The following is a 15,523-nucleotide window of genomic DNA, read 5'->3' on the forward strand; positions in this document are numbered from 1 at the left end:
CCGGCGTTCGCGGCCCGCACGCCGGCCGTAGGCTGAGGGGATGGGCAACGTCTTCTCCGCCGGCGATCTCCGCCTGTACCTCTCCAACGGGGGCACGGCGGTCTTCGTCGACGTCCTCACCCTGGCGGTGTCCGAACTGGCCGAGAATCCCTGGGACTTCCGATTCGCCGCTCTGCTCGCCCGGCAGGACCAGTCCGTCATGGGACGCGGAGCCGTCGGTTTCGACCTCGCGGACCTCGACTGGGGCCGGACCCCGCGCGAGCGGGCGGCGGCCAAGGACTTCGTGCTGCGGGTCATCGATCTGGCACTGCGCCGGCACCGCTGGGACGAACTGGACTACTTTCCGCCGTACGCGGAGAAGTACCTGCGCCGGTTCCGGGAACTGGTCGAGGGGTTCGACCCGGCCACGGCCCGGGACGACGGGGAGTCCTTCCCCGGCCCGGACGAGGCGGCGACGGCCTCGTGCGTACGGCACCGGGTGCTCGGCTCACTGCCTCTCTTGGAGGGGTGCGTCTTCTGCTTCGCGGGCTGACGGGGGTGGCGTCGGCCCGGCCCCGGCGGTCCCGGAGCAGGTCCCGCGTCGCCGGCGCCGCGACATATCACCGGGTCAGGCGCGCATCCGGGTGTCCAAAGCCTCCATCAGCTCGATGACGGACGCCTCCCAGAACATGTCCCCGGCCAGTGCCTGCAGGGCGGAGCCGCGGACGATGGGCACCCGGTCCTCGTCGAGCCCCTGTTCGCGGAGGAGCGCGCGGACCGCTTCCTCCGCCTGTTCGGCCGCCTCGGGGCCGGAGAGCGCGTCGCATTTGTTGAGGAAGACCGCGAGCCGCCGCACCCCCGCGCCCCGGGCGAGGCGCAGGTGCTCGCGGGCCTGCGGGGGCACGGCGCCGAGCGCCGAGACGACGAGGACGACGCCGTCCAACGGCGTCTGATCGAGCAGGTCGCCGACGTGGCGGGCCGCGGTGTCGAAGTGGGTGTAGTGGCAGCCGGGCGTGGCGTACGCGCTGTGGGTGCTGTACGGGGCGAGTGCGGCCCGGGTGTTGCCCGCCGCCTCCACGATCCGCTCGACGGCGCCGGCGTCCTGCCGGTACGTCTTCGCCGCGGCCTTCCCCGCCGCGACGGCCAGTGTGGTCTTGCCGTGCCCCCGGTGTCCGATGGTCCCGATGGTCCTGTGCTTCCTGTGGCGTGGCCGCCCGCGTTCCCCGGTCATGAGCACGTCCTCTCGTTCGGCCTGTCCGGTGTTCCCTGTCCGCTCGGTGCCTTCCGGGCCCGTCCTCCGGCGCCCGTACCGCCCGGGTGCCCCGGGCCCCCGCCGCGATACGGTCGCGTGACGGGGCGCCGGGAGCGCGGGAGGCTCACGGAGAGGGCGGACGCGTCGGGCACCGGGCCGCGTTCCCGCACCCGGGACCGCGGCAAGCGCCCCGCCGCGCATGGACAACCCGCTGAAGGAACAAGCGAGTTGGGTTACGACGACGAGCGCGCCGGAGAGCCCGGTGGCACGTCCTTTCGAGCGCCCACCCGGTGGCACTTTCGTTCGGCGTCCGCGCGTCCTTGCGGTCTGACGGTGCCGTGACCCGGTGGGGCCACCCGGCGGTCAGCTCACGGGCCGCCAGGCGTCGACCGCCAGCTTGCCCGTGCTGCCGAGGTCCACGCCGCCCTCCGGCTCGACGGCCTGGGCGCGGTGGCCGGGGGCCGGGGTGACCTCCAAGTGCCGGCCGAGCTGCGGGGTCCGGCCGAGTTCGAGCGTGTTGCGCCACAGGACCACGGCCACGGCCGCCGCTCCGGGCCGCAGGGTCACCGGGCGGGACGGGGTATTGGGCACGCCGGAAGCGGCGACGGCCGTGAGGTCGTCGTGCACGGTCACGTCGAGGACCCGTCCCCGCTCCCCCAGGACGCGGACGCGGGGATGGCCTTCGACGGTGCGGGGCCGGGCGCCGCAGTTGTCCAGCCGTACGGTCATGCTGCGCAGACCCATCGCGCCCTCGACGGACTCGGCCGTGACCCGCAGGCCCTCGGGCGGGCATGCGGCCGGGGTGCTCCGGGACGGCTGCTCAGCGGACGGGGCGGCGCCGCTCGGCGGCCGCCGGGTCGGGCCGGTCAGCACGAAGTCGGAGGGCGAGGGGCGGGCCGGGGCCGTGGGCACGCCGGCGGTGGGCAGCGATTGGGCCCGGACGCTCGGCACGGGATCGGACCGCCCGCAGGCGGTCAGCGCGGCGGCCGAGGAGAGTATCAGCAGCAGGGCGAAGGGGTGGTTCCGCATCGTCCGGTTCATCGGCCGATCCTCTCACGGTGCCCGCGCACGACCGTTTCGGGTGGCGCGGCCGGACAGCGGGAGGCGCACGGAGGACGACGCGCGGACGCTCCCGCGCCGGGCGGGCACGCCCGAGGTGCGTGGGCGCGCCGGCCCCGGGCGAAGGCGCCGGGGTGGCGGATCGGGAGGCTCAGCCCTTGGCGAGGATCGCGTCGACCGTCTCGCCGAGGGTCATCTCGGAGCTGTCGAACCACGTTCCCAGCCCGCCGAGTTCGGCCCGCATCGCCTCGTCGAGGAACGACCAGTCGTCGGCCAGCACCTTGTCCCGTTCGGCGACCCGGCGGGCGACGACCTCCGCCGTGGGCGCGAGGACGACGAGGTGCAGCGGCAGGCCCTCCAACCGCTCCAGGTAGTAGTCGAGGTGCGCACGCCGGACGACCACGTCGTCGATCACGGGGACGACCCCGCCGGCGTGGAAGCTGCGGGCGAGCACGGAGGCGTTCCGGGCCCGCAGCAGCAGCTGGCGGTCGGCCTCCGCGTCCGGCTCCGGTGTGGGCAGGCGCCCTCCGGAGACGATGAGTTCCTGGAGCTGGTCCCCCTCGATGTGCGCGCCGAGCGGGAAGCGCCGGGCGAGCGCGGCGGATACCGAGCTCTTCCCCGATCCGGGGATGCCGACGACGAGATAGACGGCGGGGGCGGGCCGGGTGTCGACGGCCAGGCCCTGGAAGGAGTTCTCCGGCACTCTTCTCTCTCCTTCTCTTTCCGGGGGTGCCGCTCCGCCGAAAGCGGCGAACGGCGGGGCGCGGCAGCCGGGGCCGGCGGGTACGGCGGGGCGGTGATCGTAACAAGGGCACCTTTGGTCGGGACTTCCGGCCGGACTTCGGCCACCGGCCGGGAGCCGCCCCGCCGTGGAGGCCTGTGAGCGGGGTCCGGGCCGGGCCCCTGAGTCCACCACGGGCCGCTCCGGTCGTGACGCGCGCGGCACGATTCACCGTTTCGTGTCCTCTCCGGCATGTCCCGGCGTTTCCCGTGTGCGTTCGCGCGCACGCGCCGCGCGCGCGGGCCGTCGTCGGAGCGGGCGGGGGGACGAAAGCGGTGGTACGGAGGCGTTCGCGAGGAGTGAGGCGGCCGTCATGCGGATCTCGCACCGGTTCGTCCCCTTCCCGGCGGCGAAGCCGCCCGCCGGCCCCCGGCCGATTCCACCGACCCCGGGCGGCCTCCCCTCTCTCCGGTGGCCGCCGAGCCGGCCGTTCTCGAACTCCCTACCCGGGCACGGCGGTTCCTGGGACCATGAGCGGAGCGGCGGAGCACCGCGTCACACCCCGAACGTCCGGCCGACCACTCGCCCTGATGTGCGGAAACGGGCCGGACGGCAGCCGTCTGTGCCATGCTCGGGGCGTGACGAGCGAGTCAGTCCGGGACGAGAAGTCCGGCGTCGAACCCGACGTCGTCGCACTGGCGAAGGTGGTGGCCAAGCTACGGGCCGAGAACGAGCGGCTGGAGCAGCTGTCCTCCACCACGGCGGTGCTCGAACGCGCCAAGGGTGTCCTCATGGCGCGCTCCGACTGTTCCGCCGCGGCGGCCTACGAGCACCTGACGCGGCGCGCCCGCACCGCCGGCCGGACGTTGATAGAGGAGTGCTGGATCGTCCTCGGCGACCTGCCGCAGAGCGGCGCCGTCCCCGCCGCCCGGAAGGCTCCCGGTGCGGCCGGTCCGGAGGGCGGCTCGGTGTTCGACCCCGTGCGGTACACCCGCGCCGGCCCGCCGCGGGCCGGCGCGCACCGGACGCACGCGGAGGTCCTGGGCTCCGTGGGCGAGGCCTTGGCCCGCGTCACGGGTCTCGGGGAGCTCGCCGGGACGCTGCTGAACCACCTGGCGGGGGCGCCGGTGCACGCCGACGCCGTGATGGTCTTCCTCAGCACCCCGGACGGAGTGCTGAACCTCGGCGGCCATGCCGGTGTCGGGGCCGCCCTCGCCGCCCAGTGGAGGTCGGTGCCGCCCGTCCGCGGCATCGCCGCGCAGGACGTCGTCCGCCGGGGCGAGGCCGTCTGGCTGGAGGACCCCGAGCGGGACGCGCTCCGGTACCACCTGATCGGCGAGCCGGCCGACCGGTGGTCCACGCGGGCCTGGCTCCCCGTGGTCACCGGGGGCACGGTCACCGCGGCCCTGGGCGTCCTCCGCACGGTCGACGCCCCCTTCGACCCCGCCCTCCGGGAACTGCTGCGGGCGGTGGCGCGACTCTGCGCGGGGAGCTTGCACATGTGCGACACACCGGACGGCCGGCCCGGCCCGCCCCTGACCGAACACGTCCAGGCCGTCTTCGACGCGCTCATGGGGCCGGCGGCCCTGCTCACGCCCCTGCGGTCGGCGGCGGGCGACGTCGAGGACTTCCGGATCGACGCCGCCGCGCCGCAGTCCGTCGACGTCGCGGGCCGGCGAGGCCGCCAGCTCGTCGGCCTGCGCGTCCTGGAGTGCTACCCCACCATGGCCGGCTCCTCGGCCTGGCACGGCTACCTGCACACCCTGGAGACCGGGCAGCCGTACCAGAGCGAGCCGTTCGCCTACGAGGAGGTCGTCGCGGGCGTCCGCCGCCAGTCCGTCTACTCGGTGCGGGTGGCGCGGCTGGGCGACTCCCTCGTCGTCTGCTGGACCGGCCACGACACCGAGACCCGGCAGCGGGAGCTGCTCGCCGACCTCCAGCGGCTCGGCAACCTCGGCTGGACGGACTGGAACCTGGCCACCGACACCGTCACCTGGTCACCGCAGGTCTACGACATCCTGGCCCGCGACCGCTCGCTGGGGCCGATGCGCCTCGACGAGCTGCCGCGCCACCTGCTGCCCGAGGACCTGCCGGACTTCGCCCGGGCCATTCAGGCGCTCCTCGACGACGGAGCGCCCATGGACCACCTGTTCCGGTTCGCCACGGCCGCCGGCGTCAAGCACCTCCGCGTCGTCGCAGAGACCGTGCCGGACGCCGACGGCACGCCCGTCGAGGTGCACGGCGTCATCCAGGACCTCACCGCCCGGCGCCGCGCCGAGCTGGCCCTGCTGGAGTCCCAGCAGGCGGTGCTCGCCCAGCGCAACGTGCTCCAAACGGAACGCCTGGTGGCGGCGCGGCTCCAGCACGCGCTGCTGCCGCTGCCCACCCAGTCGCTGAACCTCGCCGACCTCCGCGTCGACGTCGCCTACCTGCCCTCCCATGACGACCTCAGCGTGGGCGGCGACTGGTACAGCGCCGTCGAGATGCCCGACGGCTGCGTCCTCTTCGCCGTCGGGGACGTCGCCGGACACGGCATCGACGCGGTGGCCACCATGGCGCAACTGCGCTTCACCGCCAAGGGAATGGTGTTCACCGGCTCGTCGCTGACCGGCGCCCTGCACCGGCTCAACACCCTGCTGCTGCACACCCCCGACGGGCACGCCACGGCCACCATGGTCCTCGGGCGGTACGACCCCACCGAGCGCTGCCTGACCTGGGCCCAGGCCGGCCACCCGCCGCCCCTCCTCCTCCGGCAGGGCAAGCCCGAGTACCTGACCCCGCCCGAAGGCGTCCTGCTCGGCGCGACCCTGCGGCCTTCCTACGAGGAGGCCACCTGCCGGATCGAGCCCGGTGACCATCTGCTGATGTACACCGACGGGCTGATCGAGCGCCCCGGCGAACACCTCGACGCCGGCCTCGACCGGCTCCTGGAGGCCGCCCGGAGCGTCTCCACGCGCGGCGGCGTCGGCTCCCTCGACACCCTGCTCGCCCGCCTCCTCCCCGACGAACAGCGCGACGACGTGTGCCTGCTCTCCGTCCACCTCCCCCCGGAGCCCGTACCGGACGACGGGCGGGTGTAAGCCCCGCACGGGGGGGGGAACGCGGCGGCGTACGGGCGCTCGCGCGGGCCTCTGACCGCCCCCGACGCCGGTGAGTCGTCGGCGCTTTGAGGGCCGCCGAGCCGAATCCCTCCGCTTGACGTCCCCTCCGTCTCCTGGTCTCCGCCGTCGCCATGCCGACGTCCGTCGTGCCGGATGTTTCACCGTACCAGGGTGTTTCGCCGTGCCCGGGTGTTCCGGTGGGTTTTCGGACGGACCGATGGTGTTCCGGCCCAACTGAGTTCATAGAGCACTCAGTTCCGGACAACTGAGGCCAACGGGGGTTGCGGGAACACCGAGGGCCGTGAAATCCATGGGTCCCGAAGCCGGCGGCCGCGTCGAAGACCCCGTCGACGACCGGGTCGAGGATTCCTTTCCGGCTCCGGCTTCGCGTGTCGTATTCCCCTGCCTCAGGAGGAGACATCACCATGCGTGAATTCAGGCGCGCCCGCTTCACCGCCTGCGCTCTGGTCGCCGCCGCCACGGGTATCGCCCTCGGCGCGGGGCCGGCGTCGGCCGACATTCCGATCGGCCAGACGATGACCGGCAAGATGACGTACTACAACGACAAGGGTTACGGCGCCTGCGGAACGCCGATCGACGCCTCGTCACAGGACCTGGTCGCGGTGCCCGCCGCCTGGTGGACCAGCCCGAACCCGAACAACGACCCGCTGTGCAGAGGCGTTTCGGTGGAGGTCTCGTACAACGGAAAGACCATACGTGTACCGGTCAGGGACAAGTGTCCGTCCTGTGACCGGACGCACATAGACCTCAGCCAGACGGCGTTCCGGAAGCTCGCGCCGCTGGACCGGGGTGTGGTCAACGGGATCACCTGGAAGTTCGTCCGCTGACCTTCCGCAGCACAAAACGCCGGGCCCTTTTCCCTCACGGGAACGAGGGCCCGGCGGGCGGCGTTCGGCCGGGTCGAAGCACGGAATCCATTCCTGCCGATGCCGCTGTGAGCGCGGAACGGAAAAGCAGCCGACGCGCTTTTCCTCTTTCCTCGTACGGAGCGGAAAAGTCCCGCGCCCGTCCGCCGTGCGGCGGGCGGACCCGCGTCAGGCGCCGGCGGCCAGGCGCTCTCGCCACCACGCGACCGTCGCCTCGACCTGCTCGTCGACGGGCGTGGCGCGAACCGTGAACGCGGACCGGTAGGCGGCCGAGTCGACGACGAAGGGCCGGTCGAACTGGTAGCGGATCTCCTTCAGTTCGCGGAGCAGCGGGGAGAACAGCGACGCGAGGCCCAGGACGGCCGGCGGCGTCGCGCGGACGGCGACCGGCGGGGTACCGGCCGCGGCGGCGAGGCGGTCCGCCATCTCCCGCACGGACAGCGGCGGTTCCGTCGGCACGTGCCAGGCACGCCCCCAGGCCCGCTCGTCACCCGCGACCTCCACCAGGGCTCGGGCCACGTCGGGGAGGTAGCTCCAGCTGTGCGGGGCGTCGGGGTCGCCGAGCGCGCCGACCGCCTTGCCACGGAGCAGCGGCGGCAGGAAACGCCCGGCCAGATGACCGCCGTCGGTCACGCCGGGTCCGAAGAAGTCGGAGGCCCGTACCTCGACCGCCTTGACGCGCCCCTGCTCGTGCAGGGTCCGCGCCCGTTCCCAGGCGGCGGCGCGCACCCGCCCCTTCGGCCCGGTCGCCGCGAGCGGCAGGTCCTCGGTCAGGGGCCCGTCCACCGGGCCGTAGCCGTAGAGGTTGCCGAGCATGACCAGAACCGCTCCGGTCGCCTCGGCCGCCTCGCAGAGCGCCTCGGCCAGCGGCGGCCACTCCTTCGTCCAGCGGTGGTAGGGCGGTGCCGCGCAACCGAAGATCGCGGTGGCGCCCCGGGCGGCCTCGGTGAGCCGCGCCCCGTCCGCCGCGTTCAAGGCGATGTGCTCGATGCCGGGTTCGGGGGCGCGGCCCGACCTGGTGACGACGCGTACCGCGTGGCCCTGTCCGGCCAGCAGCCTGGCCGTGGCCGCTCCGGCGGGCCCGAACCCGACGACGATGTAAAGATCCACCGGCGCACCCTAGCGCGTACGCCCGACGCCCTCGCGGGCGCCCCGAACCGAGGTCGACGGAGAGCTTCTCCGGGGCCGAAGTGCGCTGGATGAAGCGGTTGGTGACGATGGGGCGAGCGGTCTCCGTCAGTCGCCCCGCCCGTGCGGGAGCCTCTCCCGTGAACGCGATCCGGCTTCTCCGGTGCAACGCGGTATGGCCGTTTTCCGCCGCCCGGGAGAGGCCGCACGGGCACCCGTACCGACCGGAACGCGACGATCCGGCGGACTACGCGCCTGAGGGTGCCCCCGTCACGGGCGCGGTTCGTCGCCACCGTCAGTCCGTCGCCGTCGGCCTCTGGACCGTCAGTCACCTGGACGAGGGACGCGCCCGCAGGCGTGGCCGCCGCGTCGTTGGGCATGCAGCCTGTGGCACTGGGCCGGGCGGGGGTGGACGGGTGAGTCGGGACGTGCGCGAGGGCAGGACGGCGTGGCGGAAGGCGGCGGTGATCGCGTTGCCCGCCCTGCTGGCCGTGGGAGCCATGGGAGTCGCCATGGCGGACGGTGTACTGGCGTCGTCCTTCGCCGTCTCGGGTAAAGGTTTCCAGGTTTCGGCCGGTGCGTTGTCCGGCAAGGGGCTCGCCTCGTTCGTCGATGTCGCGCGGACCGCGGACGGGGCGGGGCGTCCCGGAGCCGTTCTCGGTCTCGGCGAGGCGAAGCTGTCGGACATCTGCCAGGCCGCGCGGGTCGACACGCCCGTGGGTACGGTCACGTTCAAGCTGTCCGCCGGCGGCAAGGCCGGCCCGGTGACCGCGCGCAACCTCGTCCTGAACAGCGAGGACCTGGTCGGCGACGCGCGGTTCGGACAGGTCGAGATCGGACGGGACGCCGCCACCCTGGACCGGGTGCCCGGTGTCCGGGGCGAGCCGGGCCGCTTCGGCCTTCAGGCCTCGGACGTGTCCGTGGACGGAGTCCGCAGCCACTCCTGGTCCGCGACCGGAGGCGACTTCCGGCTCAGGGGCCTCAAGCTCACCGTCAGCCTGGACGGGCCGGCGTGCTTCTGACGTCCCGCCGCGGGTCCGGCCGTTCCCCGCGCGACGAGTTGCGCCGGTGGCGGCGGACCCGCCCGTTCTGGGCGGGCATCCTGCTGATCGCCGCCGGCACGGAGTTCCTCGTCGTGCCCTTCGCGCCCTGGAACGTCCTCATCGGTCTCGGCCTCGGCGGCATCGCCGCTCTGGGCATCGGCGCGGCCCTGATCGTCGCGGGCCTGTTCCTGCTGTTCCTGCCCCGGGCCCGGCACTACGTCGGCGCCCACGCCGTGATCCTTTCGGTGCTCTCCTTCGCGGCCAGCAACCTGGGCGGGTTCCTCCTCGGAATGCTGCTCGGGATCGCCGGCGGAGCGATGGGGTGCGCCTGGACCCCCGACCCGGCGACTCCTGTCCCGGCGGCCCCCGACCCGGCGACTCCCGACCCGCCGGAGACCCCGCGCGGCGGTCCCGGCACGTCGTCCCCGCCGGCCCTCGCCGTCGTCCTCCCCGTCCTCCTCATGGCCGCCACCACCCTCCCCGGCGCCGCGCCCGACCGCCCCGGCCCGCCCACCGCACACCCGCTCACCACGCCGACGCCGGGGACGATCAGTACGACCCACTTCGCCCCGGAGGGCTTCACGCTCGCCGCCGTGGAACGCCTGCCGACCGTCGTCGGCCCGCGCAAGGTCATGGCACTGCGGATGCGCGCCGCTTCCCTCACCGACTACCGGCTCCGAACCCGCGACGGCACACGCGAGTTCTCCCTCGCGGTCGACGGCCTCCGCCTCGACGGCGAGGTCACCCTGTACCTCACCCGGTTTCACGGCTGTGTGCAGGGCATCCTGTGCCTCACCTTCGACGCCGACGCGCTGTCCGTACCGCCCGTGGTGCCGCCCTTCGTCTTCATGACGGACGTCCGGGGCGAGCAGGCCCTGATCAGGAGCGACGCGATCGACGCCGAGGGCATGAGTCTGACCACCGTGCCGGAGGGAACCGGCCCCGCCTGAGCCGGCCGGTCGTCGGCTCCCCCTCCCCCGTCCGCCCGGCGGCAGGAACGCGCCGCCGCCCCGGACGTACCGGATCCGCCGGCGCCGGGCGTTGTGCGTGCAGGGGGCGGTCGCGGTCGCGCCGGCGAAATCGCGCGTGTGCTCGTTGTTCGGAATTGGGTGCCGCTGCTACGGGAACTGCCGCCCGGACCGATGTCCGGCGCCGTCACCGGCTCCCCCCTCCGCGCTCCCGCTCGGAGGCGGTCACGGTGTGGTCCGGAAAGCTCTGTGCGCCGGCGCTGTGCCACGGCCGGACGTGGACCCGGCCCCCGGACGCGGGGGGTCACACTCCCGATTCGGCCAGTTCCGTCAGCACCAGTTCCGCGGCCTCGACGGAGGACCGTCGGGCGGCGCGGGACGCGGCGCGCCGCAGGCGGGTGAGGCCGACGGCGGCCCCGGCGTAGCCGGCCGCGAGGGCCAGGGCCGCCCGGGGCGGCGGCAGGATTCGCTCGGTGGCCCGCAGCAGCGCCTGGTGCGCGGAGACGAGGGAGAGCGCGCCCAGGGCGCCGCTCAGCGCCATCGCGGTCCCGGCGACGCGCGCCCGGCCGATCGCCGTGGTCAGCGGGCCGTCCGGTCCTCCGGCCTCCGCGTGCACCAGCCCGGACACGTCCCGCAAGAGCCGCCCCGCCGCCTCGGGCCAGGGCCCGTCGAACGGCAGCGCCCCGGACCGCGAGGATTTCGCCGAACCGTCCGACCCCGCACTCGTCCCCATGGTGTGCCTCCGCTCCTCCCGTCCGCCGCGGTCACCGGACGTGGGCCGTGACCGCCGTCGTCGTTCCCGCCGCCGTCGCCGCCGTCGGTATGACGCGGGTGCCACGGATCGGCGCGGTGAAACGGGTGGGGGGTGACGACGCGTGGACTCAGCGCGGCCGGGGCTCGCTCGTTTCCGAGCCGGTCCGGACGGCGATGCCGCCTCCCGGCGGCGCGGTGAAGCGCCATCCTCCCGGACCCGTGATCCGCCACGCTTCGACGGACGCGTCGGGCGAGCAGGTGAGGTGGTGGCCCGTGTCGAAAACGAACCGCAGGAAGCCCGACTTGAACGCGACCGGCGACAGGACCTTCGCTCCGGAGAGGGCGAGGGCCGCTGCGACGTCCTGCGCTCCCGGGTTCAAGAGCACGGACGGGTTGGTGTGGGCCGACCCGAGAGATAGGCGGACGGGCGCCGCGAACGCGACTTCCCAGCCGGAGCCGAGGGCCGCCACGAGCCGGGAGTCCACGCTGATCCGGGTGACGCTCATGCCGCGAAGGCCCAGGATCCACCGGTCCTCGTGTTCGACGGGATGCTGTTCGGTACTCACTGGCGCATTCTGGCTGCCGCGACGGTCGAGAGCCATGAGTTTTCCGGTGAGGCCGACCGTCATTCCCCGTCCCACGGCCGGCCGAGGCGTGCCGCGCACTCCAGCATCAGGGCGTGGACGAAGGCCTGGGGGAGGTTGCCGCGGAGCCGGCGTTGGGCGACGTCGTACTCCTCCGAGTAGAGGCCGGCGGGTCCGCAGGCGGCGCGGTTGCGTTCGAACCAGCGGAACGCGGACACCTCGTGGCCCTGCTGGTGCTCGGCCAGGGCCGTGACGAAGCCGCAGAGAAGGAAGGCGCCTTCGACCGTCTCCAGGCGTTGTCTCCCGTGGCGGAAGCGGTAGGCGTAGTGGTCTTCGGTGAGGTCGTCGAGGTAGGCGCGCAGGGTGGCGCGGGTGCGGGGGTCGTCGGCGGGGACTGCGCCGCGGAGCGGGGGCAGCAGCAGGGCGCCGTCCAGGCCGGGGTCCCCGGGGGAGCGCTGCCAGCGGCCGGACGGGTGGAGGCAGTGGGCGGCGGTGTCGGCCACCAGGCGGTCGGCGAGCGCGCCCCACTCAGCCGCCCGTGCGCCGTGGGCTCCGGCGGCGGCGACGCGCCGCAGGCCGGCCGCGCACGCCAGTCGGCTGTGGGCCCAGCGGCGCGGGCGGAGTTCCCATACGCCGGCGTCCGGTTCGTCGTGGCGCCGGGCGATGGCGTCCGCGGCGACGACCGCCGCCCGCCGGCCGTCGGCGTCCAGCCGGCCGTGGCGCTCGGCGGTGCCCAGCAGCAGGAGGCACTCGCCGAAGACGTCGAGCTGGAACTGGCCGCCGACCTTGTTGCCGACGCGGTCGAAGCCGCCGGGGTAGCCGGGGAGGTCGAGCTCGCGTTCGTCGGGGATGGGCTGCCCGTCCACGGTGTAGGCGGGGGCCGTGCGGGGGCCGTTCTCGTGCAGGCGGGCCGTGACGAACCGGACGGCGTCGTCGAGCAGCGCCGTGTCCCCGGCGGCGGCGACGGCCTGGCCGGCGTAGCACTGGTCGCGGAGCCACACGTAGCGGTAGTCGTAGTTGCGGCCTTCCTCGGCGCGCTCGGGGAGGCTGGTGGTGGCCGCCGCGACCATGCCGCCGGACGCGCCGGTCAGACCGCGTAGGACGGCGTACGCGCGGCGGGCGTCGGTCCGGGCGACCGTGCCGTCCAGCGGCGGGAGGGCCGCGTGCCACGCCTCCTCGGTGGCTCGCCACAGGGCGTCGGGGTCGGGCGGCCGGGCGGGGAACGGCCGGTCGCCGATCTCCAGGACGAGGTCGAGGGACGTCCCGCCCTCCACCGTCGCTTCCGTGACCAGCCGGCGGCCCCCGGCGCCGGTCTGCCGCGGGTCGGGGAACCGGCCGGACCAGCGCAGCCGGAGCTCGCCCGCGCGTCCGGTCCACACCCCGGGGGCCTGGCGGGAGAAGTCCCGCAGCGGGTGGCGGCCGAAGGCCGCGCACGGTTCCAGGGCGACGGACATCCGGGCGGCGGCGTTCCGGCAGGGCATGATCCGGCGGAGGAGGACCGCGCGGTGCGGGTCGCCGGGGAAGGCGAGGGCCTCGCGGCACTCGACGATGCCGTCGTCGGTGACCCAGCGGCTGCGCCAGATCAGCGTCCCCTCCTCGTAGTAGCCGCCCCACACGAACCGGCCCGCCGGGGTGACCAGGTAGACGCCCGTCCCGCCGACGAGGGTGGAGAAGACGGCGTCCGAGTCCCAGCGCGGGGCGCACATCCAGGCGTACTCGCCGCGCGGGCCGACGAGGACGCCGCGCTCGCCGTCGGCCAGCAGGGCGTACTGGCTCAACGGCTGGGGCGCGAGGTGCCCTCCGTCGCGTTCGCTCTCCGCTGCCGTCCCGGTCATCCGCCCTGTCCCGACCGCCCGTTCGCCCCGACCACACGTGTCCCGACCGCCCGCCACCGTGGTCGTCCGCCGTGCGGCCATCCGCCTGTCCCGGCCGTCCGCCGGAAGTTCACTAACCGCCGACGGTGCGGGGCAAACCACACGGAGTCGGTGGCGTGCTCCCCGGGCACGCCGAGCAGAGTTCACACATAGTGCGTTATCAATCCCACGATTTTCTGCTAAAAATGGGCTTCGCCGCGCCGGTGACCACCACCGGCCCCCAGGAGAAAGCCACCGACCGGACCATGAGCGACCGCCCTCACCTCCCCTCCGCCGTCCCGTCCACCATGCGTGCCGCCGTCCTCCACGGCCCCGAGGATCTGCGGATCGAGGAGCGCCCGGTACCGCTGCCCGGGCCGGGGCAGGTGCTCGTCCGGGTCGAGGCGGTGGGCATCTGCGGCTCCGACGTGCACTACTACCGCCACGGCCGGATCGGCGAGTTCGTCGTACGGGCCCCGATGGTGCTCGGCCACGAGCCCGGGGGCACCGTGGTCGCCACTGGGCCGGGCGTCCGCCGGCTGCGGCCGGGGCAGCTCGTCTCCGTCGAACCGGGCGTGCCCTGCGGCCGGTGCGCGCAGTGCCGGCCCGGCCGGTACAACCTCTGTCCGGACGTCTCCTTCTACGCGACCCCGCCGGTGGACGGGGCGCTGTGCGAGTACGTGGCCGTCGACGAGGACTTCGCCCACCCCGTGCCCGAGCCGCTGAACGCCGAGTCGGCGGCCCTGCTGGAGCCGCTGTCGGTCGGGGTGTGGGCGTGCCGCAAGGCCCGGGTGAGCCCCGGCTCCCGGGTGCTGGTCACCGGTGCGGGGCCCATCGGGCTGGTCGCCGCCCAGACCGCCCGGGCGTTCGGCGCCACGGAGGTCGTGGTCACCGACGTCTCGCCGCACCGGCTCGCACTGGCCCGGGACCTCGGCGCGACGGCCGTTCTCGACGTCACCGCCACCCGCCTCGCGGACAGCGGTTTCGAGCCCGACGTGCTGCTGGAGTGCTCCGGCGTCCCGGCCGTCGCCGACGAGGCGATCCGGACCGTCGGCCGCGCGGGCCGGGCCGTCCTGGTCGGCATGGGCGGCGACAGCGTCTCCCTGCCGCTGGCCCATGTGCAAAACTTCGAGATCGAGGTGACCGGCACCTTCCGGTACGCGGGGACCTGGCCCACCGCCATCGCCCTGGCCGCGTCCGGCGAGGTCGAGCTCCTGCGGCTCGTCAGCCACCGCTACGGCCTGGGGGACGCCGAGCGGGCGCTCACCGCGGGCGCCCGCGACCGTACGGCGGTCAAGCCGCTGGTGCTGCCGCGGGAGGCCTGACCGGCGGACGCCGGACGCCGTGCGGAGTGACGCCGTGAGAGTGGAGAGAGGGAGTCACCGGATGCCGCCCAGGGCACGGCCGTCGGAGGCCGCCGTCGAGCAGCGGCGGCAGGACGTACTGCGCTGCGTCGCCGAACACGGCGAGGTCCGCATCGACGACCTGGCCGCCCGGTTCGGGGTCAGCCTGATGACGATGCACCGGGACCTCGACGAACTGGACGGGCGCCGGCTGCTCCGCAAGCGGCGCGGCCGGGCCGTCGCCTTCCCGGCCCTGACGATGGAGACGGCCACCCGTTTCCGCGTCGGCACCGCCCTCGCGGCGAAGGCGGCGCTGTGTGCCGCCGTCGCCGGCCGGATCGCCCCCGGTTCGACCGTCCTCATGGACGACTCCACGACGCTCTTCCCGCTCACCGCCGCCCTGGCCCGGCTCGACGGGCTCACGGTCGTCACCAACTCCGTCGGCGTGGCCCAGCGGCTGGGGGCCGCGCCCGCCGTCGAGGTCGTGCTCCTCGGCGGGCACTTCCACGGCGAGTTCGATTCCTGCACCGGACCGGAGGTCACCCGCGCCCTCGCGCGGATCCACGCGGACGTGGCCCTGACGTCCGCCACCGCCGTGCTGCGCGGGCGGCTGTTCCACCCGTTGCGCGCGTACGCGGAGGTGAAGGAGGCCATGCTGGCCTCCGCCGAACGGTCGCTGCTCCTGGTGGACCACACCAAGTTCGGCAGGACGGCCACGCACGCGTACGGCACGGCCGCCGCCTACGAGGCGGTGGTGACCGACACCGCCACGCCGGACGACGAGGTCGCCGCGCTCGGCGCGCTGGGGGTTCCAGTGGAGCGGGTGGCTCCGGAGGGGCTGTCTCTTATACA

The 15,523-nt window shown here is 74.4% G+C and carries 14 protein-coding genes; 7 read left to right on the plus strand and 7 right to left on the minus strand.

Translation table 11 applies throughout. The annotated features are described in order from the left end of the window. Positions 1-40 precede the first annotated feature (40 nt). Positions 41-532 carry a hypothetical protein gene (locus ACSNOK_RS09590; RefSeq protein ID WP_436780173.1) on the plus strand — a complete coding sequence of 164 codons (492 nt, stop codon included), beginning with the start codon at positions 41-43 and terminating at the stop codon, positions 530-532. 75 nt (positions 533-607) lie between these two features. Here the strand turns inward: ACSNOK_RS09590 and ACSNOK_RS09595 are convergent, their stop codons facing one another. The 3 genes from ACSNOK_RS09595 to ACSNOK_RS09605 all read right to left on the minus strand — a co-directional run bounded on the left by ACSNOK_RS09595 (position 608) and on the right by ACSNOK_RS09605 (position 2,993). After that, positions 608-1,210, minus strand: coding sequence for a GTP-binding protein (locus ACSNOK_RS09595; RefSeq protein ID WP_436780174.1), 603 nt, complete (start codon positions 1,208-1,210; stop codon positions 608-610). Between the two features lie 384 nt (positions 1,211-1,594). Next, positions 1,595-2,272: a DUF4232 domain-containing protein gene (locus ACSNOK_RS09600; protein ID WP_436780175.1), complete on the minus strand. Its 678-nt coding sequence runs from the start codon at positions 2,270-2,272 to the stop codon at positions 1,595-1,597. A 169-nt stretch (positions 2,273-2,441) separates the two neighbouring features. Continuing rightward, positions 2,442-2,993 (minus strand): AAA family ATPase, encoded by a 552-nt coding sequence (locus tag ACSNOK_RS09605; protein WP_436780176.1) that lies wholly within the window; start codon positions 2,991-2,993, stop codon positions 2,442-2,444. A 656-nt stretch (positions 2,994-3,649) separates the two neighbouring features. Between ACSNOK_RS09605 and ACSNOK_RS09610 the strand changes: the two genes are divergently transcribed. After that, positions 3,650-6,091, plus strand: a complete 2,442-nt coding sequence (locus tag ACSNOK_RS09610) for a SpoIIE family protein phosphatase (protein WP_436780177.1) — start codon at positions 3,650-3,652, stop codon at positions 6,089-6,091. A 446-nt stretch (positions 6,092-6,537) separates the two neighbouring features. Beyond that, on the plus strand, positions 6,538-6,960 hold the full coding sequence (locus ACSNOK_RS09615) for a cysteine/serine endopeptidase inhibitor (RefSeq protein WP_436780178.1): 423 nt from the start codon (positions 6,538-6,540) through the stop codon (positions 6,958-6,960). Positions 6,961-7,167: 207 nt separating this feature from the next. On the opposite strand, the gene ACSNOK_RS09620 is transcribed toward ACSNOK_RS09615, so the two are convergent. Beyond that, a complete protein-coding gene (locus tag ACSNOK_RS09620; protein WP_436780179.1) occupies positions 7,168-8,109 on the minus strand; it encodes an NAD-dependent epimerase/dehydratase family protein in 942 nt (313 codons plus the stop codon). A 434-nt stretch (positions 8,110-8,543) separates the two neighbouring features. On the opposite strand from ACSNOK_RS09620, the gene ACSNOK_RS09625 reads away from it, so the two are divergent. Continuing rightward, a complete protein-coding gene (locus ACSNOK_RS09625; protein ID WP_436780180.1) occupies positions 8,544-9,149 on the plus strand; it encodes a DUF6230 family protein in 606 nt (201 codons plus the stop codon). Then, positions 9,140-10,120, plus strand: coding sequence for a DUF6114 domain-containing protein (locus ACSNOK_RS09630; RefSeq protein ID WP_436780181.1), 981 nt, complete (start codon positions 9,140-9,142; stop codon positions 10,118-10,120). Before ACSNOK_RS09625 ends, ACSNOK_RS09630 begins: the two co-directional genes overlap by 10 nt. A 322-nt stretch (positions 10,121-10,442) precedes the next feature. Here the strand turns inward: ACSNOK_RS09630 and ACSNOK_RS09635 are convergent, their stop codons facing one another. The 3 genes from ACSNOK_RS09635 to ACSNOK_RS09645 form a co-directional block, all read right to left on the minus strand. Then, positions 10,443-10,871, minus strand: coding sequence for a hypothetical protein (locus ACSNOK_RS09635; protein WP_436780182.1), 429 nt, complete (start codon positions 10,869-10,871; stop codon positions 10,443-10,445). 148 nt (positions 10,872-11,019) lie between these two features. Further along, entirely contained in the window at positions 11,020-11,457 is a 438-nt protein-coding gene (locus ACSNOK_RS09640) for a DUF6188 family protein (protein ID WP_436780183.1), read from the minus strand. Positions 11,458-11,516: 59 nt separating this feature from the next. After that, positions 11,517-13,310: a glycoside hydrolase family 15 protein gene (locus ACSNOK_RS09645; RefSeq protein WP_436780184.1), complete on the minus strand. Its 1,794-nt coding sequence runs from the start codon at positions 13,308-13,310 to the stop codon at positions 11,517-11,519. A 224-nt stretch (positions 13,311-13,534) separates the two neighbouring features. Between ACSNOK_RS09645 and ACSNOK_RS09650 the strand changes: the two genes are divergently transcribed. Together ACSNOK_RS09650 and ACSNOK_RS09655 are read left to right on the plus strand one after the other, a co-directional pair. Continuing rightward, entirely contained in the window at positions 13,535-14,653 is a 1,119-nt protein-coding gene (locus ACSNOK_RS09650) for an NAD(P)-dependent alcohol dehydrogenase (protein WP_436780185.1), read from the plus strand. Positions 14,654-14,714: 61 nt separating this feature from the next. Beyond that, on the plus strand, positions 14,715-15,523 hold an 809-nt coding region (locus ACSNOK_RS09655), incomplete at its 3' end, for a DeoR/GlpR family DNA-binding transcription regulator (protein ID WP_436780186.1).

The sequence above is a fragment of the Streptomyces sp. URMC 126 genome (genome assembly GCF_051386555.1).
GTDB lineage: Bacteria > Actinomycetota > Actinomycetes > Streptomycetales > Streptomycetaceae > Streptomyces.

Coding starts and splice junctions, on each gene's coding strand:
- ACSNOK_RS09600 (WP_436780175.1), bottom strand. CDS start 2,272: ATGAACCGGACGATGCGGAACCACCCCTTCGCCCTGCTGCTGATACTC.
- ACSNOK_RS09635 (WP_436780182.1), bottom strand. CDS start 10,871: ATGGGGACGAGTGCGGGGTCGGACGGTTCGGCGAAATCCTCGCGGTCC.
- ACSNOK_RS09595 (WP_436780174.1), bottom strand. CDS start 1,210: ATGACCGGGGAACGCGGGCGGCCACGCCACAGGAAGCACAGGACCATC.
- ACSNOK_RS09590 (WP_436780173.1), top strand. CDS start 41: ATGGGCAACGTCTTCTCCGCCGGCGATCTCCGCCTGTACCTCTCCAAC.
- ACSNOK_RS09615 (WP_436780178.1), top strand. CDS start 6,538: ATGCGTGAATTCAGGCGCGCCCGCTTCACCGCCTGCGCTCTGGTCGCC.
- ACSNOK_RS09650 (WP_436780185.1), top strand. CDS start 13,535: ATGGGCTTCGCCGCGCCGGTGACCACCACCGGCCCCCAGGAGAAAGCC.
- ACSNOK_RS09645 (WP_436780184.1), bottom strand. CDS start 13,310: ATGACCGGGACGGCAGCGGAGAGCGAACGCGACGGAGGGCACCTCGCG.